Raw genomic sequence first — 25,016 nt, 5'->3', positions numbered from 1 at the left:
TTTTAAGGTAGGTGAAGTAATAAGATCTGTTTTTTAATTACTGTCTTTAGTTTTCCAACTTGAGCCTACGGATAAGGTTTAGGCCAATGGAAGTTGATTTTGATTTTGTTCATTTTTAGATTGGATTTTAATAAGGTTTAGTTTTTAATGTCGACTGGTGCCAGGTTTTGTAAGTATTGCCGGGCCGCGTTTTTGATCACCGCAATTTTTGCTGAAGGTACTTTTACCGGCTTGTTAATTATCAGGAGCGCCATATTCTGAGCTTTCTGCGTTTGCCGGGTATTTTGATAGAAGATGAAGAGGTTATCCAACGGGACAAACCTTTTCGGGTCCATATAGGCAGCTGTCAAATAATATTGTTCCGCCTGTTTTTCCTGATGCAGCTTGCTGTTCAGCATGGCCAGGCGTGTTGACAGTTCTACATCGCTTAAATAGCGCTTCGCCAGGCTCAGTATTTGCAGACTCTTGTCATTAATGCCCATCTCGCCCAATTCGGCACCATAGTTAAATAAGAATGCGCCATTATTGCCCAGCACGCGGTAGGTCTTCTCATACTGCCTAAAGGCATCGCCTTCCGAGTATAACATGGTTTTTTCTATTTTTCTCCAACTGAGCAGCGCGTTTATTTTTTGCAGGCACAGCAAAAGCAGTAGGCAGGCGGGTATAAAAAGGGCAACCTTAGCCATGCGGCTGAAGCGGAACGCGAACAAGGGCTTTTGACCGGACGCTATTACCGCTATGGAGAAATAAAATACGCAATTGATAGCGGCACTTTGAAATGGGTAAGAAAACATCCCGAAGACAAGGATAACTATGAGCAAGGTGGTAAAAAGCGCAGCATTGGGAACTTTTGCCTTAACCGAACGCCAACCCTGGATACAGGCGAGCACAATGGCCGATATAAATAAGCCAAGGCCGATAATGCCGTTTTCGATGGCGACTCTTAACAGCTCATTAAAGGGGTAATAGTTCAGCCCGGCGGTTTGTATCTCTTGCGGCGCGCCTTTGCCCGACTGGAAGTAGGCCGCCTGGTAGTTACCATATTCGGTAAAGAAATTGCCATAGCCTATTCCCCATAAAGGATGCTCAGTAAACATCCGGGCGCTGATCTTCCAGATCAGAAACCTGCCCGAAACTGATAAAGTATTGCGCTGCCACAGGTAATAGGCAAGGGCGGCAAACACAGCTGCGATAATAACTGTTAGCAGAGGCCAGAAACGGATAAACAACGGGCGAATTTTATCCTTAAAGCTGAAAAATAACAACAAACAGATACCCGATATTGCAGCGACATAGGCCGTACGGGAAAGTGAAAACACCAGGGCGGCCGCTATGATGAGATTAGCAATCGCCAATAAAATCAACCCCAATTTCGGACCTCTGTAAATACCGGCCAGGTAAAGGCCAATAATCAGCCCGACGGCCATAAAGCACCCATATATACCGGGGTTGATAAAGCCTCCCTGGATTCCCGGCCTCCCGGCAAAGGACGGCAACAAGGCAAAATATTGCAGCAATCCCCAACTGGCCTGTAAAAATGATACCAAGAGGATACCGTAAAGTACCGTGACCATCCCATTCCGAAAAAAGCCGAGTCTGATCCAGCTATAGTATATGATACATCCTGCCAGGCTGTAAATCCTGTCTACAGGCAGAAAGGGAGATGCCAGGATATAGGCACTTACAACACTATAGAAGAAAAATGCAAGGATAGCGACGTCAATGATACTGATACCAGCAGCATCTTTCCTGAAGCTGATGATGGACACCATAAAAAAGCAAGCCATGGCGCAAAACAGGTAAGGGGGTAATTCCACCGCCCAGAAAATTTCCCTGATCTTAAAATAATCAAGGAATGACGTAACCGATACCATCAGTGTTAAAGACAGCGCTAACAGAAATGATTTAATATTCAAACCGGTATCCCGGCCAGCTACAGAACCGGAGTCTGCCCTGGATTCTGTCGTAATAACTTGTTCCATTATAATTATAGTACTAATGCAGTTATTACTTCAATAAAAAAACACGTGATAGGTAGTTGCATGCAAGGTTTTTATATGAGAGGATATTTTTTTCAACCTCATATATATACAAGTGTGAAAAAACAGCCGCAGCACCTACTCATTTTTCACTTTTTTTTTAAAAAAGTGAAAAATGAGTAAAAAAACCATGAAAAATACGGTATTAATAACTTATCAGAAGAAAAAATCATATTATTTACCTTATTCTAAGCCATAACAAAGGGATTGTGACGATAGATAAAAAGAAGATGCTATGAAGAGGTACAATATTAGCGCCCTCTATAAAACAAACTGATTTCGACAGCCAGTTTATCACACTCTGAGCCATTGCAAAGCAACATCCCAAAAGGCCGTAGTGAAAAAACCAACCAATATACTTACGCCGATAATGAGGTTAACGAGCCGGAAGTTGAGGTGAAACTGCTCAGATATGATGCTCGAGGTAATGAGCGTGGGCATAGCGGCCTCAAATATGCTTACACGGGCAATGTCTCCACGGATGCCGATCACCAGGGCCGCAATAAGTACAAGTACCGGTGCAATCATCAACTTGTACAGCATCGTTACCGATAGTTGTGATATTTGCTGTTTCCACCCTTTAAACTTGAGTTGCAACCCTACCGAGAAGAGCGCCAGCGGGCCTACGGTTGCCGCAAGTTTGCCGAAGAAGGGCTGGGCGAAAGACAGGTTGAAAAAATGCGAAAGCACTAAGGCCAACACACAGCCGATAAAAGGCGGAAAGGTAACCAACCGCTTTAATATCATGACAACTCCGGCCCGGCCTGCCCCTGTTCTGTCTCCTTTTACTACGTTGATAATACCGGTTGTTGATAGCAGTAAAAACATCATCTGGTCGCAAATAATGGCAATGCTCAGGTATTGTTCGCCAAAATAGGCAGCAATAAGGGGGAAACCTAAAAACGAAGTGTTGCTGTAACCGCTGGCCAGTTCCAGGGTGCTCCGGGTACGTTGCGTATATTTTTTACTTCTGCAATACAGTTCCATAAAAACCCAACTGCCAGCCCATACCACCACAGATGATAAAGCCGGGAACAACATTTGGGCCGACCAATGGATACTGGGGATATACTTGAATGATACCGCGGGCAGCGCCAGATACAAAATCCAGGTATTGATACCCTTATGCGCATCCGCCGGTACAAGTCGCGCCGCCTGGAACACCATTCCGGCTATCATACAAACGGCTATCATTACAAAATTATCCATCGTTCTTTTTATTTCACAAAATTGGGCAGAAGATGAGCCATAGTTATTGTATATTGATAACAAATACTTGTACATTTATACCATGAAGAAATTAAAGCAGTTTGATGCCTTATTGGTGGAAGAATATGAGGAAACTGTTTTCCATCAACCTTCGCACAGCCAGAATTATTATGAGATAGTTTATATTTTTGAAGGCAATGGCGTGCATTGGCTTAATGATAGTGGCATAACCTATAACTCCGGCGACCTGTTTGTAGTTTCGCCGGAGGACAAGCACTACTTCGAGATAAAGCAACGCACCCGCTTTGCCATAGTTAAATTTACCGATAGCTATTTCTGCGATAAACAACATTTGATACCCGATGACCTGTTGATCAACCGCCCCGAAACCATCATGCGGAATAAATTACTGAAGGAAGGTAAACTGGCTTTGGATGAATCTGCAAGGTATCTGTTAAACAATACAATGTGCAATATAGTTGCCAGCAAAGATAGAAAGGACCTCACCTCCTCCCCTTTTATTTACTGCCAGGTTCTGTCTGTTTTTGGATTGATTAAAGAAGCCATGGCGCAACTGGATATCCCCCTGCGAAGCAGGCTTCCTGACCTGAAGGCCCTCACCCTCTATATCCATCAGCATATCTATGAGCCTGAAAAGATACAGGTTAAAAATGTGGCGGCTAATTTTAACATTGCACCCAATTATTTCAGCGTTTATTTCAGCCGGAACTTTGATATGAGTTACCGCGACTATATTAACAACTACCGTATTAAACTGATTGAAAAACGGGTAATGGCTGGCTTAACGCTGAAACAAATTGCTAACGAGTTCGGCTTTAGCGACGAAAGCCACCTGTCCCATTTCTTTCGTAAACGGATAGCGCTTTCCCCTGGCCAATACCGTGCGCAAAAGGCAAGGCTTGATCAAAAGACATAAGGTTTGGCCTATTACATGCCATGCTGAAAATAAGACCAGAATGGTGTAAGTTTGTTTAGGATCAACAACAAGATAGTATGCCATTTTTATCCCAGATATCGCTTCCTCCCCTACAGGATGGCACTTACCTGCAACATATCCAGAGCCTTAACCGGGGCTTACAACTTAAGCTCAAAAGCAATGTTACCTTTTTTGTAGGCGAGAATGGATCCGGGAAATCTACTTTGCTTGAAGGTATTGCCGAGCAATGCGGGTTTAGTTTAAGGGGAGGTAACCGTAACCATAATTTGAACACAGCGCGCCTGTTTGAGGATTTTGAATCGCCCCTGGCAGCCTACCTGAAATTTGTATGGACCCCACGACGGGTGAACAAAGGTTTTTTTATGCGTGCTGAAAGCTTTTTCAATTTCGCTTCTTATATTGATGAATTGGCCGCTGAAGAAGAGGATGAGGAAGATAATATTTTAAAAGCCTACGGTGGCAAATCATTACATGAGCAATCTCACGGAGAATCGTTCCTCGCCCTGTTTAATAACCAGTTCGAAGCAGGTATCTACATTCTTGATGAGCCCGAAGCAGCCCTGTCGCCGGGCAGGATTCTGGCCTTTATGTCGGTAATTCACCAGCTTGAGCAGAGCGGCCGTGCACAATTTTTAATAGCCACTCATTCGCCTATGCTCATTTGTTACCCGGGCGCATCTATTTATCAGTTTGACTACGCCGGTGTGCGCCAAACCCGCTATGAGGATACAGAACATTTTTATCTCACCAAATCGTTTCTGAATAACCCGGCGTTATATCTTCGCCATCTGATGGATGAGTGAAAAATAAATCTTCTCATTTTTTACTTAAAACTGCTGATTACAACAAGATTATTTTTATAAACAGAAGCTATAATAAGGATCAATAAGTACATATATGCCGTTTTTATCTCAAATATCGCTCCCACCCCTGCAGGATGGCACTTACCTGCAACACATCCCCAGCCTTAACAGGGGCCTGCAACTCAAGCTCCAAAGCAATGTTACCTTTTTTGTGGGCGAGAATGGATCGGGGAAATCTACTTTGCTTGAAGGCATTGCCGAGCATTGTGGCTTTAGTTTAAGGGGAGGTAACCGCAACCATAATTCAAACACTGGGCACCGGTTTACGGGATACGAATCGCCCCTGGCGCGCGCCTTGCAACTCACCTGGACACCACGCCGGGTAACCGAAGGCTTCTTTATGCGTGCCGAGAGCTTTTTTAATTTTGCTTCGTACATTGATGAGTTGGCTGTCGAGGATGCCCGCATTTTACAAGCTTATGGCGGCAAATCATTACACGAGCAATCTCACGGAGAGTCGTTCCTCGCCCTGTTTAACAACCAGTTCGAAGCGGGCATTTACATCCTTGATGAGCCCGAAGCTGCCCTGTCGCCGTCCCGGATCCTGGCCTTTATGTCGGTAATTCACCAGCTTGATCAGAGCGGCCGGGCTCAATTTTTAATAGCAACGCATTCGCCCATGCTCATTTGTTACCCGGGCGCATCTATTTATCAGTTTGACGATGCCGGTGTGCGCCAAAGCAGCTACCAGGATACCGAGCATTTTTATCTCACCAAATCATTTTTAAACAACCCGGCATTATACCTTCGCCACCTGATGGATGAGTGAAAATCATTTCTAAATTGAACTTATATTTTAAACTAAACATCAACCTAAATAAAAACCGATATGATTTCGTTAGAACCGGATTTTGAAGACTACAAGAACAATTGCCTTGAAGATTTGATGGATCTGCAAGGGGAGTTTATGAAATTATATGACATTGATAGTTACGAACACTGGTATTACGACCACGGTATTGGCGCCTTCCATTTTAAAGCTGATGATGGAAGAAACCTATACTTTAAATATGTTGACGTTGGATCGTTTTCTACAAAGGCCAATACCTGGAACTGGAGTTGGGATAATCAAACCACACCGGCGCATGTATGCCGCGGGCTTGAAAAAGTAAAAGCATTTGGCCAGGCTAATAACTTTGATCAGCTTACCAAGGGATTGTTTGAGGGCGATGATTACACAGGCTGGGCCATGAATGCCATAGCGGCCAGGCTGTTAAGTGCCATTGGTGCATACCGCGTTCCGCAAGAGCACTTGTTTATTTATTTTGTATTCACCAACCAATTAACGCAGGAAGAATACGATGGATTAAAGGATAAATATGTCGATTGCAGTATCCATAACTCCGGCAGGTTGAGTTTTGTATGCCAACACATCAGTAAAGACCAGTATACCGGCTTTCATGAGGCATTTGAATCCGATCCCTTGGTTGACGACGATGAGGAAGACGATTACCAGGCCTGGTGTGATGAATGTGAAAAAATAAGATTGAGTGAAGGCGAATGGAATGATGTATCAATGGCTTTTGCAAAAATTAAAATTGTTTGCGGCCAATGCTATTTCGAGATCAAAAAAAGGAATCAAACCGGCCAGTAAAAAGTGTTATATCCCCCTGTATGAAAAAAATATTCCTGTTTATTATAATGCTTGTTGTAATGAGCGGAAAGTTAAGCGCCATCAACCTGATTAAAGATAGCCTTACCCGTCAACAATTTATCAAGAGCCAAACGGTTAAAGCCGATACCTTGAATCAAATTGCCTTGACGCTTGCCACGCCAGGCGCACGCTCGGCCGATTTAAACGAAGCGATTAACTATATCATGGAGGGCCTGCATATTTATTCCAAATTCAGGGATAGCACAGGCCTGCGCGAAACTTTTGATCATTTGGCCCTGGTGTATCACTTACAAAAAAAGTATGTCCAGGCTAAGTGGTTCTACATACAGTCAAACAGTTTATCCCGCGATATGCGCGATACGCTTAACATTATTCATTCCCTGCTTAACTTATCAGCTGTAAAAACAGATATTAAAGATTACCCTATGGCCCAAAGGGATTTGCGCGATGCCTTAAGCCTGGCAGGCACCATTCCCGGAATTGATCTTCAGGTTGAAGTACAAAACAGCATTGCGCGGTTTTATACTAAAAAAGGTAATGCTGACAAAGCCGCCGCGGCACTTTACAGAATCGCCTTTTTAACCGACTCCGTATCCCAGGCTAAACAAATGGCTTTAAATCAACAGCAGCAAAAGGCCAAAGAACTGGCCGACAAACAAAAACAATTGATATTGCAGCAAAAACAATTTACAGAACAAAAGTTAACAAAGGAAAAAAACGGAATTACCACTATAGCCGTCATGATCATCGCCCTCCTGGCCGTCGTTTGTTTTATAGTCTTGTTTAAAAGGAAACAGTAAAAACTACTGTGAAGCAGTTACAGTTGGGTAGATAAAAATGGGGCAATCACGCCCCGCCAACAGTCTTTATTAAATTTAAAATAGTTTAAATACCTAATTTTCAGATATTTAAATAAAGCTTTAAATTCCGGTATCCTTATTGTGTCTTCTCTAAAAAACAGAATAAAGAGATGACAAACACATTATTAATAGTCGTAACCCTTGTTTTGGTTGTTATGTTAGCCGACCGTATCCTAACTAAATTTATCGATCTGTTCAATAAGTTTCGCTAATACTATTTGCTTAACGGTTATTTAAAATTTCGGCCAGTTTGGAAGTTTCGCTATCGGCTAACTTTTGCAACGGACCGCTTACCAGCATCTTCATCATCATATTCAGGTCTGCCGAAATTTGATGTGTGGCTACTGTGTTGTCGCCATCACCTTGTAATATCCATTTTAACTCCATGGCAAAAGGAGGTTCTTCAGCAGGGATGATCTGTATCTCCTGATTCTCTATCCTGTTACTCACTTTAAGAGCCAGTTTAGCCATGTTTTGTATGGTAAAACGGGCCTCGTCGGTAGTAGATGTCCAGTTGTAAATATTTTCGGGCATCAGTTGCTGATGATTATTTAAATCAGCCAAAAACTGGTAAACATCGGCAACAGGTTTCTGAATGGTAATCTTGCTCTCAATATTAGTCATGGTAGGTTTTATTTTGTTCAATCCGGTAATTTAGCATCCCATCCAGCAGGGTCTTCGCGCCATTGCTCCAACAGCCTTACATCGTTTTTTGAAATATACTGATTCTTTTCAGCATACTCAATTAACGCGTTATAATTTGATAAGGTAGCAAATTTGCAGCCTGCTTTTTTAAAGTTTTCAACCGAGGCATCAAAGCCATAAGTAAAAATAGCTACCAGCCCAGCCACATCGCAGCCTATGGCTTTAAGTGCTTCAACGGCCTGTAAACTACTTTTACCGGTAGATATCAAATCTTCTACAACCAAAACGCGCTGCCCCTCAAAAACATCGCCTTCAATTAAATTGCCGGTACCATGTTCTTTAGGCTTAGCACGCACATAAACAAACGGAAGCCCAAGCTCCTGGGCAACCAATACGCCCTGGGGTATGCCTGCCGTAGCCACACCTGCTATGCAGGCAACGGGGCCAAATTCTTCCTGTATTAAACGGACCAATTTTTGACGGATGTAAGTACGGATGGCCGGGTGTGAAAGTGTTGTGCGGTTATCGCAATAAATTGGAGATTTCCATCCCGACGCCCATGTAAAAGGATTGTTAGGTTGTAATTTAATTGCTTTAATTTGCAGCAGAAACTCGGCAACTTGCTGTTCGATCTCACTTTTATTAAACATGGCTCAAATCTATAGAATTTATATTAACCAAAAGACACTTCTGATCACAGAATCGATACCGGCTAACCTGACAAACTTTCAACAAATTGAACATCAATCTTTTGATTTGAAAATAATTTATCCACTTATACTGGAGCATTATAAGGGGTATAATTTTTTTGTGATCTGTAACGATGCCCGCGCGTTTTTTAAAAAAATAACCAAAGCGATACCCGTTATCGAAGCCGCCGGCGGATTGGTGAAAAATGAACGGAAGGAGTATCTTTTTATTTACCGGAACGACAAGTGGGACCTGCCCAAAGGAAAAATTGAAAAAGGCGAAAAGGTGAAAGAAGCAGCCGTGCGCGAGGTGGAGGAAGAATGCGGTATTACTGTAAAAAAATTAGGTAAACGAATTTGTAAAACCTACCACGCCTATATTTACAGGGGCGAAGTTGTATTGAAGAAAACCTATTGGTTTAAAATGAAGTGCGAAGGCCAGGAAAAACTGAAACCCCAAAAAGAGGAAGGTATTACCGATGCGCGCTGGTTTGTTCCCGAAAAAATGAACGTCATCACCAAAAACACCTTCCCCTCAATTTTAGAGGTTATGGAAACCGTTGAGTTGGTTAAAGATAAGGCAAAGCTTCCTTAGGAATAAACTGCTCGGCGTTACCATTATAGCGCAAAATTTCGCGTACGATGGTAGAGCTGATAGACGAATAACCGGGCTTGCTTACAATAAAAATACTTTCAATTTCGGGTTCCAGGGCGTGATTCATCTGCGCTATGGCCTTCTCGTATTCAAAATCGGATACGGTACGGATACCGCGGATCATGTAGCCCGCTCCAATTTGTTTGCAAAAATTAATGGTGAGGCCCTCGTAAGCTACCACGTGCACTTTGGGTTCGTTTTCAAAAACGGCGCGCAGCATCTGCTCGCGTTTCTCGATACTTAAAAAACCCTTCTTGGTGCTATTCACACCAATACCAATGTATACCTTATCAAACAAAGCTACAGATCGTTTAAGGATGTCGACATGAGCCTTGGTAACCGGATCAAACGAGCCTGGGAAAAGTGCAATTTTCATGGATGTTGTTTTAAATAAAAGATAGTTTACCTTGTTTAATTAGTATGAATGGGTGAGTGTATAGCCTAACACTTGCTTAATTGTAAAATGGTCTGCATCGGTGCTGTCGGTTGGAAACTTATTGTAGGCCTGGTAAATAATGCCCGGCTTGTTTTTGTCAACCCCTTTAAATAGGGTGCCTATAATTTTTTGTAGTGCCTTGTTCTCACTTTTTATAGCGTTGGTATCGGCAAGGGCGATATGTGATTTGTATTTAATTACCGCAAAGATACCAACCGGACTACCTTCTCTCACTACCTGTGGGCCAATGGCAAATATTTGAGGTTTTGACTTAATACTGTCAACCACAAATGGAAACTTGTAAACCGATTTGGCTTCTTTCATCACATCGGTATAAAAGGCACTCATCGCGTTATCGTTCAGGTATTCAAACTTGTCGCCTCCGGGATCAGCAAGTTTCGAGGCTACAACAATCATGTCTACAGCATCTATATAATTGGTGCTTTGGAAATGGTTAATCGCCGACTGATAATGATCCGGAGCAGTTTGATCCATTACCGAGTAGTCGCCTACTCTTAAAATATTCAGCTTCCAGCTATCGCCATACTTGCCGTAGATGGCCAGGATCATAAAATTAACCGGCAAGCCTGTTGTTACCAAAACGGAAACATAGGTTTTTTTGTTAATGGCCACAAAGTTTAAGCGGTAGTCGTTACTATTATCGTTGTTAGACGCCAGCGCCACATTACTCACCTCATTCAGGTTTTTAACATAGTACTCATCTAAAACCCTGTAGCTTTGCGCGTTATATTTGCTAAACACTTTCAGAATTGTGTCAATATCCGAACCGGAGGTTTTCACCGAGGCATCACACATTAACTTTTTAACCCCCTTGGCATTGCCTTTTGCTATACTTTTAAACAGGCTGTTATTTAAAGCGGATATTTCGTCCCTAACATCCTGATCAATGGTTTTATTGTGCCACGAGCCCACTGTAGCCACCTCAAAAAAACATCCTTGAAAAACAATGCTTGATAATAGGGCGAAAAGAAGCAGGTAAAGGTATTTTTTCATTGATTTTGGATAGAGCTAAATTACCATGTTTACTCCAATCAAGATACTAAATTTTTAAAAAACGAAAATGATGAATGCCCATATTTACGCTGTTCAACAAATGCAGGATGCTGGCTCAAATTTTGCATCGATTGATGCTCCACAATCAGCAAGCCATCGGCGCTAAGCAGGCCTTTCTCAAAAATAATTTTTGGTATTTCGGGTATACGGTTCAGGTCGTAAGGCGGGTCAGCAAATATCAGGTCGTACTGTTCGGTTTCCATTTCCAGGTATTTAAAAACATCGGCCTTATAGGTTACTATATCTTCCACCTTATGCTGCCGGGCCGTATCCTTTACATAATTAATGCAATGCACGCTCCGGTCAACAGCAACAACCTGCCTGGCTCCCCGCGAAGCAAACTCCAGCGAGATATTACCCGTACCGCTAAATAAATCAAGCACGTTTAAACCCTCAAACTCTATCTGGTTGTTTAAAATATTAAACAAAGCCTCTTTAGCTAAGTCGGTTGTAGGGCGTACGGGTAAATTTTTAGGTGTATTAAGCCTTAATCCCCTTAATTTTCCACCAATGATTCGCATAATGTTAATCCGGAAAGCAGTAAAACCTGGTGAGGTAAAAATCCAAGAGGCAAAGCAACAATTTGCGTTTGGTTTAAATAAACTTTGGGTAGCAAATCGCTTAAGCGCTGTATCTTTTTATCGCTGATACTAACCTCTCCACTTAATATCAATGATGTTTCATCTAAATTCAAATCTAACTCGTTGGCAACCAAAACAATGTAATACATCAGTTCGTCGGGGTTGCTAAACGCGTAGCTGTTATAAAACCTTAGTAAATCATCTTTCAGGTAAACCAATTGCAGTTTGTTACCTTGTATATGGGCATACAAATTAAATGCATCCGGCTTTAAGTAGTTTAAAGCCGCTATCAACACTTTTCCAGCAAAAAATATGGAGTTTAAATTTACATGGTTCCCTACTGATTTCATTAAAGCTTCGGTAACTTTAAAAATCACATAGTTGGAGGCGTCCAATCCGTTAACTAATACGGTATCTGTTGGCCCGAGCGTTAAAAGTTTGCGATACGCGTCCACATCGTGCTCGTTATAAAGCGCCTTCGGGATAATTGTAAAACTGTCTGATGGTACAACAACTTTAACATCCTCATATTTTACGGTTAAAATCTGCTTGAGTGTGTCGGGATTATCCAGTTCGCTTTGAGCATAATTCTCGCCCCACACCAGCACTCTTTTACTCTCGGTTTGCAGTATCACAAAAGAGAAATAGTTATCGTTGATATCAATCAACAGTTGGTTACCTTTTGTTATTTGCGGGTTAAATTCGGGATCGTAGTAGTTGTACAAGCCATTACTCATATAGCAAAAGTAAAAAAAATAACACATCCGCGGTTAAGCCTTTTTTCTGCATTTTTGGTATGTGAATACCAACGCCGAATATTTAATCAAATCGTTTCCGCATACACCTAACGGGCAGCAGCTTGAGCTTTTTAAAAGGCTGAACAATTTTTTGCTGAGCGACGATGGCGACGAGTGTTTTTTATTGAGAGGTTATGCCGGTACCGGTAAAACAACTGTAATTAGCGCACTGGTGAAAGCTTTAAGGCAATATAATTACAAGTACGTATTGCTTGCGCCTACGGGCCGGGCAGCTAAAGTAATATCGGGCTACTCATCAAAAAAGGCGTTTACCATTCATAAAAGGATCTACCGTAAAAAATCGGCAATGAGTATCGATGAGTCGTTTATGTTAGGTGATAACGTAGCCACGGATACTTTATTTATTGTTGACGAGGCTTCCATGATATCCGATGAGGCTAACGGCAATAACCGCAACAGCCTGTTGCAGGATCTGATCAGCTATGTTTATAATACCAAAAACTGCAAACTGATGCTCGTGGGCGATACGGCCCAGCTACCGCCGGTGGGCTCGGTTAGCAGCCCGGCGCTCGAAGAAAAAATATTGAAAGATCATTTCCGCCTTAACGTATTTGCTTTTGAATTAACCGATGTGGTACGGCAGGAAAAGGATTCGGGCATCTTAATGAATGTTACCGGCGTTAGGGAACTCATCAGGAACAACAAAAACGAAATACCAAGCATCATTACCAAAGGCTTTAAAGATGTTTTCCGCCTGAATGGCGACAGGCTGGAAGAAGGGTTAAACTATGCTTATAAAAAATACGGCATGGATAGGACGCTGGTCATCTGCCGGTCGAACAAAAACGCCAATATGTATAACCAGCAGATCCGCGGGCGGGTTTTATTCCGCGATGAAGAAATTACCGGCGGCGACCAGATTATGGTGGTACGCAATAATTATTTTTGGCTGAAGGAGGAAGAAGAGAACAGCACCGGTTTTATTGCCAATGGCGATATAGCCCGCATTAAAAAGATCCGCAATTTTCAGGATATGTATGGCTTTAGATTTGCCGATGCGCAGCTGGAATTTATAGATTATGCCGAAAGCCTGACCATCAATTGCAAACTAATGCTGGATACGCTATACACCGATGCCCCTGCCCTGCCACCTGCCGATCAAAAACGTTTTTACCTGGAGGTAATGAAGGACTACGAGCATATTGCCAACAAGCGGGCAAAATTTGAAGAACTTAAAACCAACCCCTACTATAATGCCCTGCAGGTTAAATTTGCCTACGCGGTTACCTGCCATAAAGCGCAGGGTGGCCAGTGGGACGCCGTTTTTGTTGACCAGGGATACTTAACCGAAGAGATGGTGAACAACGATTTTTTACGCTGGTTTTATACCGCCTGCACACGCGCTACCACGGCTTTGTTTTTGGTTAACTTTAACCAACGTTTTTATCCCGCCGGTACCGAGGCCAATTATTGAGGAGAGCTTGGCATGCCGAAAGTTTTTCTTTACGCCTTTACAAGCACTTTTTTTTACCTTACGTTAATCTACGACGAATAGCGGCCAAGATTTAAACAGCAGCTTACGCAGATTTTGAGAAAGATTTTGATGCGTTGAAATTTAGCTTGTCGCGCTGTGCCCTAATACTGCCAACCTGCTCCAGCACTTACAGAAAGCAGAAGCGGCTTTTATCAAAGCCCACTTCTGCTTTCAACTCAAAAACCTTACCTTTGCAGCATGATTACCGTTTCTAATCTTTCCTTGCGTTATGGTAAACGCACACTTTTTGAAGATGTTAACTTAAAGTTTACTCCCGGCAACTGCTATGGCATTATTGGCGCCAACGGTGCAGGTAAATCAACCTTTCTAAAAATCCTTTCCGGAGAAATCGATCCTACAAGCGGGAGCTACAGTTTTTCGCCAGGCGAGCGTATGGCGGTTTTAAAACAGAACCACTATGAGTTTGATGATTTCCCGGTGATTGAAACTGTTTTAATCGGTTATAAAGAGTTATACTCCATCATGAAGGAAAAGGACGCCATCTATATGAAGGAAGACTTTACCGATAAAGATGGCGAACGCGCCGGTGAACTGGAAAACATGTTTGCCGAAATGGACGGATGGAACGCAGAAAGCAATGCCGCCACCATTTTGAGTAACCTGGGTATCAAAGAAGAGCATCATTATAAATTGCTGAAGGAACTGGATGGTAACCAAAAAGTACGGGTATTACTGGCACAGGCCCTGTTTGGCAAACCGGACATCCTGTTACTGGATGAGCCCACCAACGATTTGGATATCAATACCATTGCATGGCTTGAAGATTTTTTAGCCGGATACGAAGCTATTGTACTGGTGGTATCGCACGACAGGCACTTTTTAGATACCGTATGTACCCACGTGGTAGATATCGATTTTAGTAAAATGACGATCTATACCGGTAACTATACCTTCTGGTATCAGTCAAGCCAGTTGGCCTTAAAACAACGCTCCGATCAGAATAAAAAACTGGAAGACAAAGTTAAGGAGCTTCAGGATTTTATCAGGCGCTTTAGCGCGAATGCGTCAAAATCGAAACAGGCTACCAGCCGTAAAAAGGCTCTGGACAAGATCAACCTTGACGAAATTCAGCCATCAACCCGTAAATATCCGGGCATTATATTTAATAACCTGGGCCGCGAAGCTGGCGACCAGATATTACAGATTGAAAATTTAAGCAAAAGTCTGAACGGCGAAGTGCTGTTTAATAACGTGAGGCTGATGGTAAACAAAGGCGATAAAATTGCCGTATTATCGCAAAACAGCTTAGCAACAACCGCTTTTTACGATATATTAACCGGCCGGGATAAGGATTTTAAAGGCGAATTTAAATGGGGTGTTACCATTAAAGCCGCCGATATACCGATGGATAATGCGGCCTACTTTAACGGTAAGGACGAAAACCTGATAGACTGGTTGCGCGAATATTCTGAAGGTGAAAAGGATGATCAGTTTATCCGTGGCTTTTTAGGACGGATGTTATTTTCGGGCGAAGAGGTATTGAAAAAATGTAACGTATTATCTGGAGGCGAAAAAATGCGCTGCATGTTTAGCCGGATGATGTTGCAGCAGCCCAACGTATTGTTGTTTGATGAGCCTACAAATCACCTCGACCTGGAATCGATCACGGCGCTTAACAACGGCATGAAAGATTTTAGGGGAACGATGTTGTTTACCTCACGAGATCATGAGCTTACCGAAACCGTAGCCAACCGCATTATTGAACTTACCCCAGGCGGCATTATAGACAAGTTGATGGACTATGACGAGTACATTAACAACGAAGCCGTACAAAAGCAACGCGAAGAAATGTATGCCATGGCATAAAAGATAAATTAAACAAAAAACGCCGACTGAATTTCAGCCGGCGTTTTTTGTTTAATTCTATATTGTAGTGGTTGCTAACGGCGTACTAATCAACTAACCTAATTGGCATTAAGTTGGGCAGATTTTCCCGTAGAAATGCAAGGGCGGTAAAGTTCTTTGTCCTTTATTTCTTAGCGTCTTTGCGCCTTCGCGTGAGCATCTTACGTTTTAACAATCAAGTAAATTTTTGATTAAATCATCTTGATCTGCACTCAAATGCTTACTTCACCTCGGCCAGGTACTTATGCACAAAGCTGATCGCCATGGAGCCCTCTCCTACTGCGGATGCAACCCTGTTCATGGCACCGGCGCGTACATCTCCGGCGGCGAATATACCGGGGCAACTGGTTTCCAATAAGTACGGATCACGGGCCTGCTTCCATATCTTTTGGAAGGCATCATAATTTTTAAGTTCGCGGCCAGTTTCTAAAAAGCCTTTACCATCCTTGATAATATCCAGCTGAATCCAGTCGGTAAAGGGCTTGGCGCCTATAAAAATATAAAGTCCGTTCGCTTCTCTAAGCTCTTCATGGCCATCAATAATGTTTCTGACAACCAATTGTTCCAACTTATCCGAGCCTCTGGCTTCCGCAATTTCCGATTTTGGTATGATGCTGATGTTTTCCGTTGCGCCAATCTGCTCGATGAGATAGGCAGACATCGTACTGGTTAAATCCTCTTTACGGATAATGATATAAACGTTTTTAGCAAATTTAGACAGGTACATAGCCGCCTGCCCTGCCGAATTGCCGCCGCCCACAATATATACCTGCTTATCCTTACAAGCGGCAGCCTCCGTCATGGCCGAACCATAATAAATGCCTGCGCCCGCAAAATCGGCTATGCCTGTAGTTTCCAGCTTACGATAATCAACCCCGGTGGTAATCACTACGCTGCGGGTATTAATTTCGCCTGCATCCTCCAGTATAATTTTTTTATAGCCATCTTTTTGCTGTATTGCAGTAACGGATAAGGGCGATAAAAACTCTGTTCCCAACCGGGTAGCCTGCGTCATGGCCCGCCTGGTGAGTTCGGATCCGCTTAAACCCGTCGGGAAACCTAAATAATTTTCAATCCGGCTACTTGTGCCGGCCTGCCCGCCCGGTGCGCGGCGTTCTATCAGCAGGGTTTTCAAACCTTCCGACGCTCCGTAAACTCCGGCCGCTAATCCGGCAGGGCCGGCGCCAATAATCACCACATCATAAATCTCGTGCTTAATTTGCGGGTTTAAGCCGATATGCCTGGCAATATCAATAACCGGCGGATCAACCAGGTAAGTACCGTCCTCAAAAAACACTACCGGCAGTTGCTTAGTATTTAGGTTATTCAGGGCGAGCAATTTTTCCGCGTCGTCGGATACTTGAACATCCTGCCATTGGTATGGTATCAGGTTGCCTGCCAAAAAATCTTTAATGGCGTGCGATTTTTTTGAATACTGATAACCTAATACTTTAATGCCCCTGAAATCCGGGCGATAGGTATTGAGCCAGTCGTCCAGTAAACCATCAATAATAGGGTATAGTTTCTCTTCCGGTGGATCCCAGGGTTTCACCAGGTAATAATCTAACTGAATGGTATTAATGGCCTTGATAGCCGCATCGGTATCCGAATAGGCGGTTAACAAAATACGTTTGGCATCCGGAAAAAACTTCATCGCCTTTTCCAGGTATGATACACCGTCCATTTGTGGCATGCGCTGGTCGGAGATGAACATCGCTATATTCTCGCCTTTGTTCTTCAGCTCCAGCATACTGTCCAAACCTTCCTGGATAGATGATGTGCTCAATACGCGGTAGCTGTCGCGGTATTTGCTTTTCAGGTCGCGGGTGATGGCCCTTAAAACCTGAACATCATCGTCAATGCAAAATATAATAGGTAAACTCATTTTTTATAGCTTCTACAGGATAAAGTTTAGGGCTTATTCCATGTCCAAAAATACAATTTTAAAAATCGGTTTTATCCATTTATGGGGAAACAAACAACAAATGCAGTATTACCCGGGGTTGATTTTACTTTGATTTCGCCATGGTGCTGTTTAACAATTTGCATCACCACATCCAACCCCAGGCCAGTGCCCTTACCAATCTCTTTGGTGGTAAAAAACGGCTCAAATATGCGGGTACGTATCTGTTCGGGAACACCCGGACCGTTATCAATGATAGACACCTGTACAAAAGCTCCATCGCGTTCGGTCCTGATCTCCAGTATTCCCTTGCCGTTTACTTCCATGGCATCAATAGCATTATCAATCAGGTTGGTCCAAACCTGGTTCAATTCGCCTATCATGGCTTTTACCATCGGCAGCTCCAGGTCAAAGTTTTCAATAAGATCGATATTGCCTTTGCGGATTTTATATTGCAACATGGTAAGCGTATTACGGATGCCGTTATGGATATCGGCAAATTGCTTATCACTTCCCTGGTCCATGTGTGTAAAGGTTTTCACCGAGTCAACCAGTTTGCCAATCCGCCTCGAGGCGTCCTCAATATCGCCAACCATTTTTTCAATCACCAGGTTGCTGTTAATCCAGTTAAATACCGGCGAAATATAACTCTCGGGTATGTGATCCTTAAAGGCATCCAGATCAGCGAGCTTAAAGCCATAGTCTACCAAATTTTCAGCAATATCCGTGCTGCATTTCACATCGTATCGCTCCATCCAATCAACCATATCATCTTCCTGTTGGCTCCGCTGCATCATAGTCAGCACCGGCTTGTCGGTTTTATTCAATACGGCAAACATCAGGTCGTTAACCTTGTCTACCTCTTCGGGGCTCATGCGGATAGAAATTACATCTTTAAATCTGTCGGGTATCAGTTGCAGATGCTGTTTCAACGATGCCGATCCGCGTACTACTGCCGATGCCGGGTTATTCAACTCGTGGGCCAAACCTGCTGAAAGCTTGCCGAGCGCCATCATTTTTTCATTCTGTTGCTGCAAAGCGGTAAAATCGCGTACGCGGGTAGTCATTACATGTACAAGCGATTGCGTGAGCTCAAAGTAATTGGTTATAAGCTCTTTACTTTTCTCGATGGGCAGGCTCATTAATTGTACATCGCCGTTGGCTTCGGCATAAGCAACCGCTATTTTACCGCGCGAATAAGGAAGATACCCGGCAATTGCCTTGGGCTCAAGGGTAGTGATCTGGCGTGTTTCGTTATTGGTTACCAGGAATAATTTGATGCGGCCGCTAACAACAAAATGCGTAGCATCAATAGGGCTATCGGTTTTGAAGAGGAAATCACCATCTTTAATGATATGGTGCTTGCTGTTATCAATAAGCCATTGTAATTGTACGACCGGAACATCCTGAAGCAGATCTATCGTTTGTAGCCAACTGGTAGTAACCTTAATCATGGGTGCAAAAATTAGTGCAAATAAATATAAGAGAAATATGAACAAGTTTGTGGCCTGCTTTGATTGGAAATGAGGTAACTGATTTAAAGTATTGACTGAGTGAATAAAAAAATGCTACAGAAGCAAAGGCAAGCCACCAAACCAATTTAATTTGAGCATGGCAGTTTCATGAAACTGTTAGCCGACGATGCATACCGGAGGATAAGGTTTTAAACTATTCAGGATAAACAGATAAAATACTTTTTTATATTGCCAAAGCTTCGTACATTAAAAACATCACCATGATAACTACCGAAAAAATCAAGCTATTTGATAACTATAAGGGCGATATTGACGGCTTTACGAGACGTGAGCAAAAATCAAAGCTGAACTTATTTGAGGCCCACGAATGGGCTTTATTGGATAGCTTTTACCAGGATATTGAACTGCTTAACAAAAGACTGGTGAGCAAATATTACGCTGTTTCGTTTTTAGCTGAGTTGCGTAAAAAATGCGACCAGGATGGTTTGGCCATGCTGACAGACAGAATAAATTGTTTAACTGAATTTTAAAAAGTGTTTACCAATCCGAAGTAGCGCCGCTATCGGACGAGCCGCTGTCGGAAAAGCCGCTGTCGTATGATGAGCTGTCGTTACTGCTACCGCTATCGTCGGATGATCCCCAGCTACTGCCAGACCTGCTATCATCGTCATCATCACTATTATCCGCGTATGACGATGAATCGTCTGAATCAGAATTATCAGATAAATTGTCCTGCATTTTGCTTGCGGCATAAGCAGTAGCGGCACCAACCGCGGCCCCTGCAATAAAGCTTCCTGCGCTTGAGCTATGGCCATACGAGCGGTTAACAGGGCGGCCTGTGTACCCAGGCATTGACGGGCGGGAATTGCCCGAGTTTCTCTGATTCTTGATCACGGCAGCAAAAAGCTTAAAGATGCCTATTCCAACCGCCAAAAGGAATAATAACACTAATATAGTGACCGGCCAGTCTTCCCTTCCTTCTGGCGGAGTTTGTGGTTGAGGTTGCTGAACAATTTTAGCGGGCGAAGTGACGGTTACTGGCGCTGGGGAATTATATCCATCTGCTATTTGCCCTACCAATAGTTCCAGGCCACCAGCATAATTCTTGTTTTTAAACCAAGGCTTCATGGCATCCAAAATAGCGGCGCACTTTTCGCTGGTAAAAACAGAATCCAAATTGCGTGCTACCTCAATACGTTGCTGGTGTTGTTTAATGGCTGCAACATATACTAAACCACTCTGGTTATCTCCTACTTGCCATTCCTGACCTATTGCCGTCGAAAAACTTTTGATAGTATACCCATCCGGAATTTTTTCTACCAAAACAATGGCCATTTGCACGCCCAATGCTTTGTCCATTTCGGCTATCTTATCGTTCAGGTCATCAACATCTGCTTTACTTAATACATGCGCAAAATCATCAACATAGCTGTTTTTTTGCGGCTTGGGTATTTGCGCCCAGGCTGTGTTGAAAGTAAGCGCGAGCAGAAAAAATAACAGTTTTTTCGTCATGGTAGAGGCTTTAGTTTAACGCAGTTAAAATAGCATTTAATTGCTAAATAAAGCATGGGCAATAAAAATACTTATTATAAGCGCTGGCAATATGCTGCCACGCCTATTTTGGGGGCGTTACCAGATACGCATGATACTGAAAATTTGACACTGGTGCAGAAAAAAAAGCATACGTGAGCTGCCGCTTTTTCACCTTTACTGTTGCTAAAGTCAGCATTAGCGCTTTGGCATTGGGATTGTTAAGGTTTAAGCGGACATGCGTCCGGAAGTTTAATGAATTAATGATCATTTATTTTTTAAAAAACAATTTAAAGGAGAAAAGGCCATGACATTGGTTAAATTTAAAAACAACACCAACAACGCGTTATTGCCAGGCTTTAACGACGTATTTGAATCTATTTTTAACGATACTTTTTTTAATGACCGACTGGTTACCCGCGTGCCAGCCGTCAACATCAGCGAATCGGCAGATCATTATCATATCGAATTGGCAGCGCCCGGTTTAAAAAAGCAAGATTTCAAAATCAGTGTTGATGATAACCTGCTGAATATTTCGGTAGAACAGCAAACCGAAAACAACGACCGTAAGTATAACAAACGGGAATATTCCTATACTTCGTTCGTCAGGTCGTTCACCTTACCCGAACTTGCCGATCACGCTAACATCGAAGCTACCTATCAAGACGGAATCCTGAAAATTGATGTAGCCAAAAAAGAAGAAGCAAAATCGGTGAGCCGTCAAATCGAGCTCAAATAAGAGTCACATTTTAATCTTTCAAAAAAGAAAAGGCTGCTATTGGTGGTGTGACCCCAAAAAGTTGGACAGTTTACAAAATTAAGTTTTTTGTACGAGAGCTCGGTATTCCACCGGGCTCTTTCCATTTAACCTGTTTTTTATTCTTTCATTGTTATAGTAATGAATGTATTCTTTTAACGAAGTTATAAATTCTTCCGCAGTTTCAAAGCTCTGTTTGTACAGTAATTCTGTCTTTAAGATCCCAAAGAAGCTTTCGGCCAAGGCATTATCCAAGCAGTTTCCCTTTCTGGACATGCTTTGAATAATTCCATGTTTTTCCAAAGCCTTTCTATATCCATAATGTTGATATTGCCACCCTTGGTCAGAGTGAAAAATAAGTCCCCTTATATCTTTCACTTTATCAAAAGCCTCATATAACATTTCATCTATCATCTGCATATTTGGAGATTTTGAAATACTATAAGAAATGACTTCCCCGTTGAACATGTCAATTATAGGAGATAAATAGATCTTCTCCCCTTTAATGTTCATCTGAGTGACATCCGTAGCCCATTTCTGATTAGGCAGATTTGCCTCAAAATCCCTTTCAAGTACATTAGGGGCAATTTTACCAACCTCACCTTTGTATGAGCGATAACTTACTTTCCTGATATTGCATTTTAGGCCTAATGTTCCCATCAATTTTTGGACAGTCTTGTGATTTATGCTATAACCCCGGTTCTTCATTTCGGCGGTGACCCGCCGATAACCATATCTGCCTTTATGCAAGTGGTATATACTTGCGATCTCTTCTTTTTCATGCTTGTATTTATCATCATTTAGGCGCTTGCGATGATAATAAAATACAGAACGAGCCATCTGTTTGCAATCCAATAGAATTGAAACATCATGTTCGGGCCTTAGTTCTTCGATGGCTTTTGCCCACTCATGCGTTCGCGGGCTTCTTTTTCCTTGACTAAGGCCGTGACTTTTTTTAATAGTGCGTTCTCCGCCCGCAAACGGCTATTTTCCGCCTGGAGCTTCTCTACTTCTGTTTCAGGTTCAAGCTTCTTTGATCTTCCCATGCATTTAGGTGGTCGTCCAGGATTCTTTTGCTGGTATAGTACTGCATATCCCTCAACCCGTACTGATCTTACCCAGCGCTCTAAAGCAGTCTTGCTTAATCTATATTCCAGAACAACCTGATTTAAAGGTACTTTTTTTCCTATGACAAGCCTTACAACTTCTTCTTTGAAATCAGGCGTGGGCTTGACGTTAGGTTGTTTGAGCAGCCCACTTTCGCCATAAAGATCATATTTCCGAACCCATTCCAATATCATGCCTTCACGGATATGGCGTTCGCGGGATATCCGTAGAATCGGCTTTCCCTTTCTTACTTGAGAAACTACATCAAGTTTCTCTTCAAATGTGTGCTTTGACATAAATAATAAACCCCAAAAGTTTTTGTCTAACTTTTGGGGTTCACTTCATTGGGATAGCAGCCTTTTTTTTGGAAGTTAACCTTGTCATATCGCACATTTCAAGTACCTCATAACGGCAAAATAACGTAGCAATTTCCATACCCGCGTAGCAATATACATTCGATGCCCCCGCCGGCAAAGCGAAGTATTCCTGGCAATATTGCGCCAAACGGCAATCATACCATTGCAAAAATGCACCAGCAAAAATGCAAAACTTACAATATAAGGTTACTTTTGTTGCAAAATACAATAGTGTATTAATCAAACAATTAATAATGACTGATAAACCATTCGCGGTAATATTTGATATGGATGGTGTAATTATCGATAGTAACCCATTGATAACCAAAGCCTGGAAAGAGTTTTTCCGGATGTACGATATTGATCTTACCGACGAACAGTTAAACCACTATGTTTTTGGCCGGATCTCGACAGATACGCTTAACCTGGTTTTTAATAAGCCAATTAGCACAGATGAAATGCTGGGCTACCAAAAACAGATAGAGGGATTAGTAAGATCACGTTACCGGGAAGACGGTTTGATTGTACCCGGCTTTAAAAATTTTGTTGAATTGCTGATAGCCCATCAAATACCAGTAGCTATCGCCACCTCATCGCCAGCAGAAAGCGTAGCTATCGTTTTGGATATGGCCGGAGCTACATCCTACTTTACTGTAATTACAGATTCGTCGCAGGTACAGCATTCCAAACCTCATCCGCAAATCTATTTAAAAACAGCGGCCAAATTAGGCATACCGCCTGTTGATTGCTGTGTTTTTGAGGATTCTTTCTCTGGCATCCAATCGGCCAAAAACGCAGGTATGAAGGTGATCGGCATCAGTACTACGCATACCCAAGAAGAGCTTTCCGGGTTAGCCGATGCCGTGATACCCGATTTTACCCATATTGGCATTGACCTGATCAGTGAGCTGCTTGCCAAATAGTTATTACACTAAATGAATACCGAAATTACATCAGCCCAGTTAAACCATTCGCCCAAAGTAGTCAGGCTCGCTGTAGCCGCTATGTTTTTTATGGCCGGGTTGTGCTTTGCCAGTTGGGCATCGCGCATTGCCACCATTCAGCAAAAACTATCCCTGTCAGACGCAGCATTGGGTGGCGTATTGTTTGCTTTGCCGGTGGGTCTGATGTTATCGTTGCCCTTGTCGGGATGGTTGGTAACCAAAATAGGCAGCCGTAAACTACTGGCAGCAGCATTAAGCACCTACGGCCTGGCTTTAATTACCCTTGGCGCGGCAACGCAGGTTTACCAATTGGTGGGCTGCCTGGTAATATTCGGCTTAGCCAGTAACGCAACCAATATAGCCGTTAATACCCAGGCCGTAGCTACCGAAGGTTTGTATGTTAAACCTATAATGGCATCCTTCCACGGCGTGTGGAGCCTGGCCGGCTTTATTGGCGCAGGCATAGGCACGTTGATGATAGGGATTAACATTTTACCATTGTATCATTTTATACTGATAGCCATCATTACGATCATCACTGTAGGTATCAGCTGGCATTACCTCCATAATGATCATAGCCCCGCCAGCAGTGGCCCTGCTTTTGTACTACCCGATCAATCGCTGGTTACCTTGGGCCTTATCGCCTTCTGTTCAATGATTGTGGAAGGCGCCATGTTTGACTGGAGCGTTATTTATTTTAAAAAAATTGTTCTGGCAGAAAAAGCCTGGATAGCAGCAGGCTACACCGCCTGCATGTGTACCATGGCTATGGGCCGGTTTGTGGCCGATAGCTTTTCGGCCCGGTTTGGCCTAAAACGTACCTTGCAGGTTAGCGGGGCACTAAGCACACTGGGCCTGCTGGTGGCAGTTACATTCCCCACTATGCTTACGGCCATTATCGGTTTTATGCTGGTGGGAGCCGGTATATCATCAGTAGTGCCGATGGTTTACAGCGCTGCGGGCAAATCAAAAACCATGCTGCCGGGGGCAGCCATAGCTGCGGTATCAACCATCAGCTTTGTTGGTTTTTTAATTGGGCCACCTGTTATCGGTTTCCTGGCCGGAGCTTTTACGCTTCGGGTTTCGTTTATGTTTTTAGCTGCCATGGGCGCCTGTGTGGTTATCTTTTCAACCAAGGCGAAGCTCTGACAGATTTTAAGTT

26 protein-coding genes are annotated in these 25,016 nt (G+C 42.9%); 13 read left to right on the top strand and 13 right to left on the bottom strand.

Annotated elements, in window-relative coordinates; translation table 11 throughout:
* Nucleotides 1-137: 137 nt before the first annotated feature.
* Together MUCPA_RS31175 and MUCPA_RS31170 are read right to left on the bottom strand one after the other, a co-directional pair.
* Nucleotides 138-1,982 carry an O-antigen ligase family protein gene (locus MUCPA_RS31175; RefSeq protein ID WP_008512000.1) on the bottom strand — a complete coding sequence of 615 codons (1,845 nt, stop codon included), beginning with the start codon at nt 1,980-1,982 and terminating at the stop codon, nt 138-140.
* 351 nt (nt 1,983-2,333) lie between these two features.
* Nucleotides 2,334-3,248 (bottom strand): AEC family transporter, encoded by a 915-nt coding sequence (locus tag MUCPA_RS31170; RefSeq protein ID WP_008511998.1) that lies wholly within the window; start codon nt 3,246-3,248, stop codon nt 2,334-2,336.
* 82 nt (nt 3,249-3,330) lie between these two features.
* Here MUCPA_RS31170 and MUCPA_RS31165 point away from each other — a divergent pair, with 82 nt between their 5' ends.
* From MUCPA_RS31165 to MUCPA_RS31145, 5 genes are all read left to right on the top strand, one after another.
* A complete protein-coding gene (locus MUCPA_RS31165; RefSeq protein ID WP_008511996.1) occupies nt 3,331-4,185 on the top strand; it encodes a helix-turn-helix domain-containing protein in 855 nt (284 codons plus the stop codon).
* Nucleotides 4,186-4,262: 77 nt separating this feature from the next.
* Nucleotides 4,263-5,009, top strand: coding sequence for an AAA family ATPase (locus tag MUCPA_RS31160; protein WP_008511994.1), 747 nt, complete (start codon nt 4,263-4,265; stop codon nt 5,007-5,009).
* 94 nt (nt 5,010-5,103) lie between these two features.
* Nucleotides 5,104-5,838: an AAA family ATPase gene (locus MUCPA_RS31155; RefSeq protein ID WP_008511992.1), complete on the top strand. Its 735-nt coding sequence runs from the start codon at nt 5,104-5,106 to the stop codon at nt 5,836-5,838.
* Between the two features lie 60 nt (nt 5,839-5,898).
* A complete protein-coding gene (locus MUCPA_RS31150) occupies nt 5,899-6,663 on the top strand; it encodes a DUF6882 domain-containing protein (RefSeq protein WP_008511990.1) in 765 nt (254 codons plus the stop codon).
* Between the two features lie 20 nt (nt 6,664-6,683).
* Nucleotides 6,684-7,484, top strand: a complete 801-nt coding sequence (locus tag MUCPA_RS31145; protein WP_040626715.1) for a hypothetical protein — start codon at nt 6,684-6,686, stop codon at nt 7,482-7,484.
* 282 nt (nt 7,485-7,766) lie between these two features.
* On the opposite strand, the gene MUCPA_RS31140 is transcribed toward MUCPA_RS31145, so the two are convergent.
* Complete coding sequence (locus MUCPA_RS31140; protein ID WP_008511985.1) at nt 7,767-8,168, bottom strand: SRPBCC family protein; 402 nt, start codon at nt 8,166-8,168, stop codon at nt 7,767-7,769.
* Between the two features lie 17 nt (nt 8,169-8,185).
* The gene (gene pyrE, locus MUCPA_RS31135; RefSeq protein WP_008511983.1) at nt 8,186-8,839 is read right to left on the bottom strand and encodes an orotate phosphoribosyltransferase; all 654 of its coding nucleotides are present in this window, start codon (nt 8,837-8,839) and stop codon (nt 8,186-8,188) included.
* Here pyrE and MUCPA_RS31130 point away from each other — a divergent pair.
* Entirely contained in the window at nt 8,838-9,473 is a 636-nt protein-coding gene (locus tag MUCPA_RS31130; protein ID WP_008511981.1) for an NUDIX hydrolase, read from the top strand. The two genes, pyrE and MUCPA_RS31130, sit on opposite strands and share 2 nt — an antisense overlap.
* Here the strand turns inward: MUCPA_RS31130 and coaD are convergent.
* The 4 genes from coaD to MUCPA_RS31110 are packed head-to-tail and all read right to left on the bottom strand — an operon-like array spanning nt 9,448 to nt 12,361.
* Complete coding sequence (coaD, locus tag MUCPA_RS31125) at nt 9,448-9,909, bottom strand: pantetheine-phosphate adenylyltransferase (RefSeq protein WP_008511979.1); 462 nt, start codon at nt 9,907-9,909, stop codon at nt 9,448-9,450. The two genes, MUCPA_RS31130 and coaD, sit on opposite strands and share 26 nt — an antisense overlap.
* Before the next feature lie 39 nt (nt 9,910-9,948).
* The gene (locus tag MUCPA_RS31120) at nt 9,949-10,983 is read right to left on the bottom strand and encodes a hypothetical protein (protein WP_008511976.1); all 1,035 of its coding nucleotides are present in this window, start codon (nt 10,981-10,983) and stop codon (nt 9,949-9,951) included.
* Nucleotides 10,984-11,021: 38 nt separating this feature from the next.
* Nucleotides 11,022-11,564: a 16S rRNA (guanine(966)-N(2))-methyltransferase RsmD gene (gene rsmD / locus MUCPA_RS31115; protein ID WP_008511975.1), complete on the bottom strand. Its 543-nt coding sequence runs from the start codon at nt 11,562-11,564 to the stop codon at nt 11,022-11,024.
* A complete protein-coding gene (locus MUCPA_RS31110) occupies nt 11,540-12,361 on the bottom strand; it encodes a DUF3822 family protein (protein WP_040626713.1) in 822 nt (273 codons plus the stop codon). Before MUCPA_RS31110 ends, rsmD begins: the two co-directional genes overlap by 25 nt.
* Nucleotides 12,362-12,422: 61 nt before the next feature.
* Here MUCPA_RS31110 and MUCPA_RS31105 point away from each other — a divergent pair, with 61 nt between their 5' ends.
* On the top strand, nt 12,423-13,856 hold the full coding sequence (locus tag MUCPA_RS31105) for an ATP-dependent DNA helicase (protein ID WP_008511970.1): 1,434 nt from the start codon (nt 12,423-12,425) through the stop codon (nt 13,854-13,856).
* A 258-nt stretch (nt 13,857-14,114) separates the two neighbouring features.
* Nucleotides 14,115-15,743, top strand: coding sequence for an ABC-F family ATP-binding cassette domain-containing protein (locus MUCPA_RS31100; protein WP_008511968.1), 1,629 nt, complete (start codon nt 14,115-14,117; stop codon nt 15,741-15,743).
* 259 nt (nt 15,744-16,002) lie between these two features.
* Here MUCPA_RS31100 and MUCPA_RS39450 read toward each other — a convergent pair whose 3' ends face one another.
* Both MUCPA_RS39450 and MUCPA_RS31090 read right to left on the bottom strand, forming a co-directional pair.
* Entirely contained in the window at nt 16,003-17,667 is a 1,665-nt protein-coding gene (locus tag MUCPA_RS39450) for an FAD-dependent oxidoreductase (RefSeq protein WP_008511965.1), read from the bottom strand.
* A gap of 71 nt (nt 17,668-17,738) precedes the next feature.
* A complete protein-coding gene (locus tag MUCPA_RS31090) occupies nt 17,739-19,139 on the bottom strand; it encodes an ATP-binding protein (protein ID WP_008511962.1) in 1,401 nt (466 codons plus the stop codon).
* A 281-nt stretch (nt 19,140-19,420) separates the two neighbouring features.
* Between MUCPA_RS31090 and MUCPA_RS31085 the strand changes: the two genes are divergently transcribed.
* On the top strand, nt 19,421-19,690 hold the full coding sequence (locus tag MUCPA_RS31085) for a hypothetical protein (protein ID WP_008511959.1): 270 nt from the start codon (nt 19,421-19,423) through the stop codon (nt 19,688-19,690).
* Nucleotides 19,691-19,697: 7 nt separating this feature from the next.
* Here the strand turns inward: MUCPA_RS31085 and MUCPA_RS31080 are convergent, their stop codons facing one another.
* Nucleotides 19,698-20,672 carry a TPM domain-containing protein gene (locus MUCPA_RS31080; protein WP_008511957.1) on the bottom strand — a complete coding sequence of 325 codons (975 nt, stop codon included), beginning with the start codon at nt 20,670-20,672 and terminating at the stop codon, nt 19,698-19,700.
* A 54-nt stretch (nt 20,673-20,726) separates the two neighbouring features.
* Between MUCPA_RS31080 and MUCPA_RS39360 the strand changes: the two genes are divergently transcribed.
* Together MUCPA_RS39360 and MUCPA_RS31075 are read left to right on the top strand one after the other, a co-directional pair.
* Nucleotides 20,727-20,849 (top strand): hypothetical protein, encoded by a 123-nt coding sequence (locus MUCPA_RS39360; protein WP_008511955.1) that lies wholly within the window; start codon nt 20,727-20,729, stop codon nt 20,847-20,849.
* 148 nt (nt 20,850-20,997) lie between these two features.
* Nucleotides 20,998-21,429, top strand: coding sequence for an Hsp20/alpha crystallin family protein (locus MUCPA_RS31075; protein WP_008511953.1), 432 nt, complete (start codon nt 20,998-21,000; stop codon nt 21,427-21,429).
* A gap of 78 nt (nt 21,430-21,507) precedes the next feature.
* Here the strand turns inward: MUCPA_RS31075 and MUCPA_RS31070 are convergent, their stop codons facing one another.
* Nucleotides 21,508-22,407, bottom strand: a complete 900-nt coding sequence (locus tag MUCPA_RS31070; RefSeq protein ID WP_157544057.1) for an IS3 family transposase — start codon at nt 22,405-22,407, stop codon at nt 21,508-21,510.
* On the bottom strand, nt 22,329-22,850 hold the full coding sequence (locus MUCPA_RS31065) for a helix-turn-helix domain-containing protein (protein WP_008506063.1): 522 nt from the start codon (nt 22,848-22,850) through the stop codon (nt 22,329-22,331). Before MUCPA_RS31065 ends, MUCPA_RS31070 begins: the two co-directional genes overlap by 79 nt.
* 314 nt (nt 22,851-23,164) lie before the next feature.
* On the opposite strand from MUCPA_RS31065, the gene MUCPA_RS31060 reads away from it, so the two are divergent.
* Complete coding sequence (locus MUCPA_RS31060) at nt 23,165-23,833, top strand: HAD family hydrolase (RefSeq protein ID WP_040628468.1); 669 nt, start codon at nt 23,165-23,167, stop codon at nt 23,831-23,833.
* A gap of 12 nt (nt 23,834-23,845) precedes the next feature.
* Nucleotides 23,846-25,003 carry an MFS transporter gene (locus tag MUCPA_RS31055; RefSeq protein WP_008511948.1) on the top strand — a complete coding sequence of 386 codons (1,158 nt, stop codon included), beginning with the start codon at nt 23,846-23,848 and terminating at the stop codon, nt 25,001-25,003.
* Nucleotides 25,004-25,016 lie beyond the last annotated feature (13 nt).

Source organism: Mucilaginibacter paludis DSM 18603 (assembly GCF_000166195.2).
GTDB lineage: Bacteria > Bacteroidota > Bacteroidia > Sphingobacteriales > Sphingobacteriaceae > Mucilaginibacter > Mucilaginibacter paludis.
Note: the sequence above shows the minus strand (reverse complement) of the source record. Positions and strands in the feature narration are given on the sequence as shown.

Bases quoted from the DNA above. Each gene is read 5' to 3' on its own strand.
- MUCPA_RS31160 (WP_008511994.1), top strand. From the start codon at position 4,263: ATGCCATTTTTATCCCAGATATCGCTTCCTCCCCTACAGGATGGCACT.
- MUCPA_RS31100 (WP_008511968.1), top strand. From the start codon at position 14,115: ATGATTACCGTTTCTAATCTTTCCTTGCGTTATGGTAAACGCACACTT.
- MUCPA_RS39450 (WP_008511965.1), bottom strand. From the start codon at position 17,667: ATGAGTTTACCTATTATATTTTGCATTGACGATGATGTTCAGGTTTTA.
- rsmD (WP_008511975.1), bottom strand. From the start codon at position 11,564: ATGCGAATCATTGGTGGAAAATTAAGGGGATTAAGGCTTAATACACCT.
- MUCPA_RS31140 (WP_008511985.1), bottom strand. From the start codon at position 8,168: ATGACTAATATTGAGAGCAAGATTACCATTCAGAAACCTGTTGCCGAT.
- MUCPA_RS31165 (WP_008511996.1), top strand. From the start codon at position 3,331: ATGAAGAAATTAAAGCAGTTTGATGCCTTATTGGTGGAAGAATATGAG.
- MUCPA_RS31130 (WP_008511981.1), top strand. From the start codon at position 8,838: ATGGCTCAAATCTATAGAATTTATATTAACCAAAAGACACTTCTGATC.
- MUCPA_RS31075 (WP_008511953.1), top strand. From the start codon at position 20,998: ATGACATTGGTTAAATTTAAAAACAACACCAACAACGCGTTATTGCCA.
- MUCPA_RS31080 (WP_008511957.1), bottom strand. From the start codon at position 20,672: ATGACGAAAAAACTGTTATTTTTTCTGCTCGCGCTTACTTTCAACACA.
- MUCPA_RS31090 (WP_008511962.1), bottom strand. From the start codon at position 19,139: ATGATTAAGGTTACTACCAGTTGGCTACAAACGATAGATCTGCTTCAG.
- MUCPA_RS31150 (WP_008511990.1), top strand. From the start codon at position 5,899: ATGATTTCGTTAGAACCGGATTTTGAAGACTACAAGAACAATTGCCTT.
- MUCPA_RS31110 (WP_040626713.1), bottom strand. From the start codon at position 12,361: ATGAGTAATGGCTTGTACAACTACTACGATCCCGAATTTAACCCGCAA.
- MUCPA_RS31170 (WP_008511998.1), bottom strand. From the start codon at position 3,248: ATGGATAATTTTGTAATGATAGCCGTTTGTATGATAGCCGGAATGGTG.
- MUCPA_RS31175 (WP_008512000.1), bottom strand. From the start codon at position 1,982: ATGGAACAAGTTATTACGACAGAATCCAGGGCAGACTCCGGTTCTGTA.
- MUCPA_RS31060 (WP_040628468.1), top strand. From the start codon at position 23,165: ATGACTGATAAACCATTCGCGGTAATATTTGATATGGATGGTGTAATT.
- MUCPA_RS39360 (WP_008511955.1), top strand. From the start codon at position 20,727: ATGGGCAATAAAAATACTTATTATAAGCGCTGGCAATATGCTGCCACG.
- MUCPA_RS31155 (WP_008511992.1), top strand. From the start codon at position 5,104: ATGCCGTTTTTATCTCAAATATCGCTCCCACCCCTGCAGGATGGCACT.
- MUCPA_RS31120 (WP_008511976.1), bottom strand. From the start codon at position 10,983: ATGAAAAAATACCTTTACCTGCTTCTTTTCGCCCTATTATCAAGCATT.
- MUCPA_RS31145 (WP_040626715.1), top strand. From the start codon at position 6,684: ATGAAAAAAATATTCCTGTTTATTATAATGCTTGTTGTAATGAGCGGA.
- pyrE (WP_008511983.1), bottom strand. From the start codon at position 8,839: ATGTTTAATAAAAGTGAGATCGAACAGCAAGTTGCCGAGTTTCTGCTG.
- coaD (WP_008511979.1), bottom strand. From the start codon at position 9,909: ATGAAAATTGCACTTTTCCCAGGCTCGTTTGATCCGGTTACCAAGGCT.
- MUCPA_RS31065 (WP_008506063.1), bottom strand. From the start codon at position 22,850: ATGTCAAAGCACACATTTGAAGAGAAACTTGATGTAGTTTCTCAAGTA.
- MUCPA_RS31055 (WP_008511948.1), top strand. From the start codon at position 23,846: ATGAATACCGAAATTACATCAGCCCAGTTAAACCATTCGCCCAAAGTA.
- MUCPA_RS31085 (WP_008511959.1), top strand. From the start codon at position 19,421: ATGATAACTACCGAAAAAATCAAGCTATTTGATAACTATAAGGGCGAT.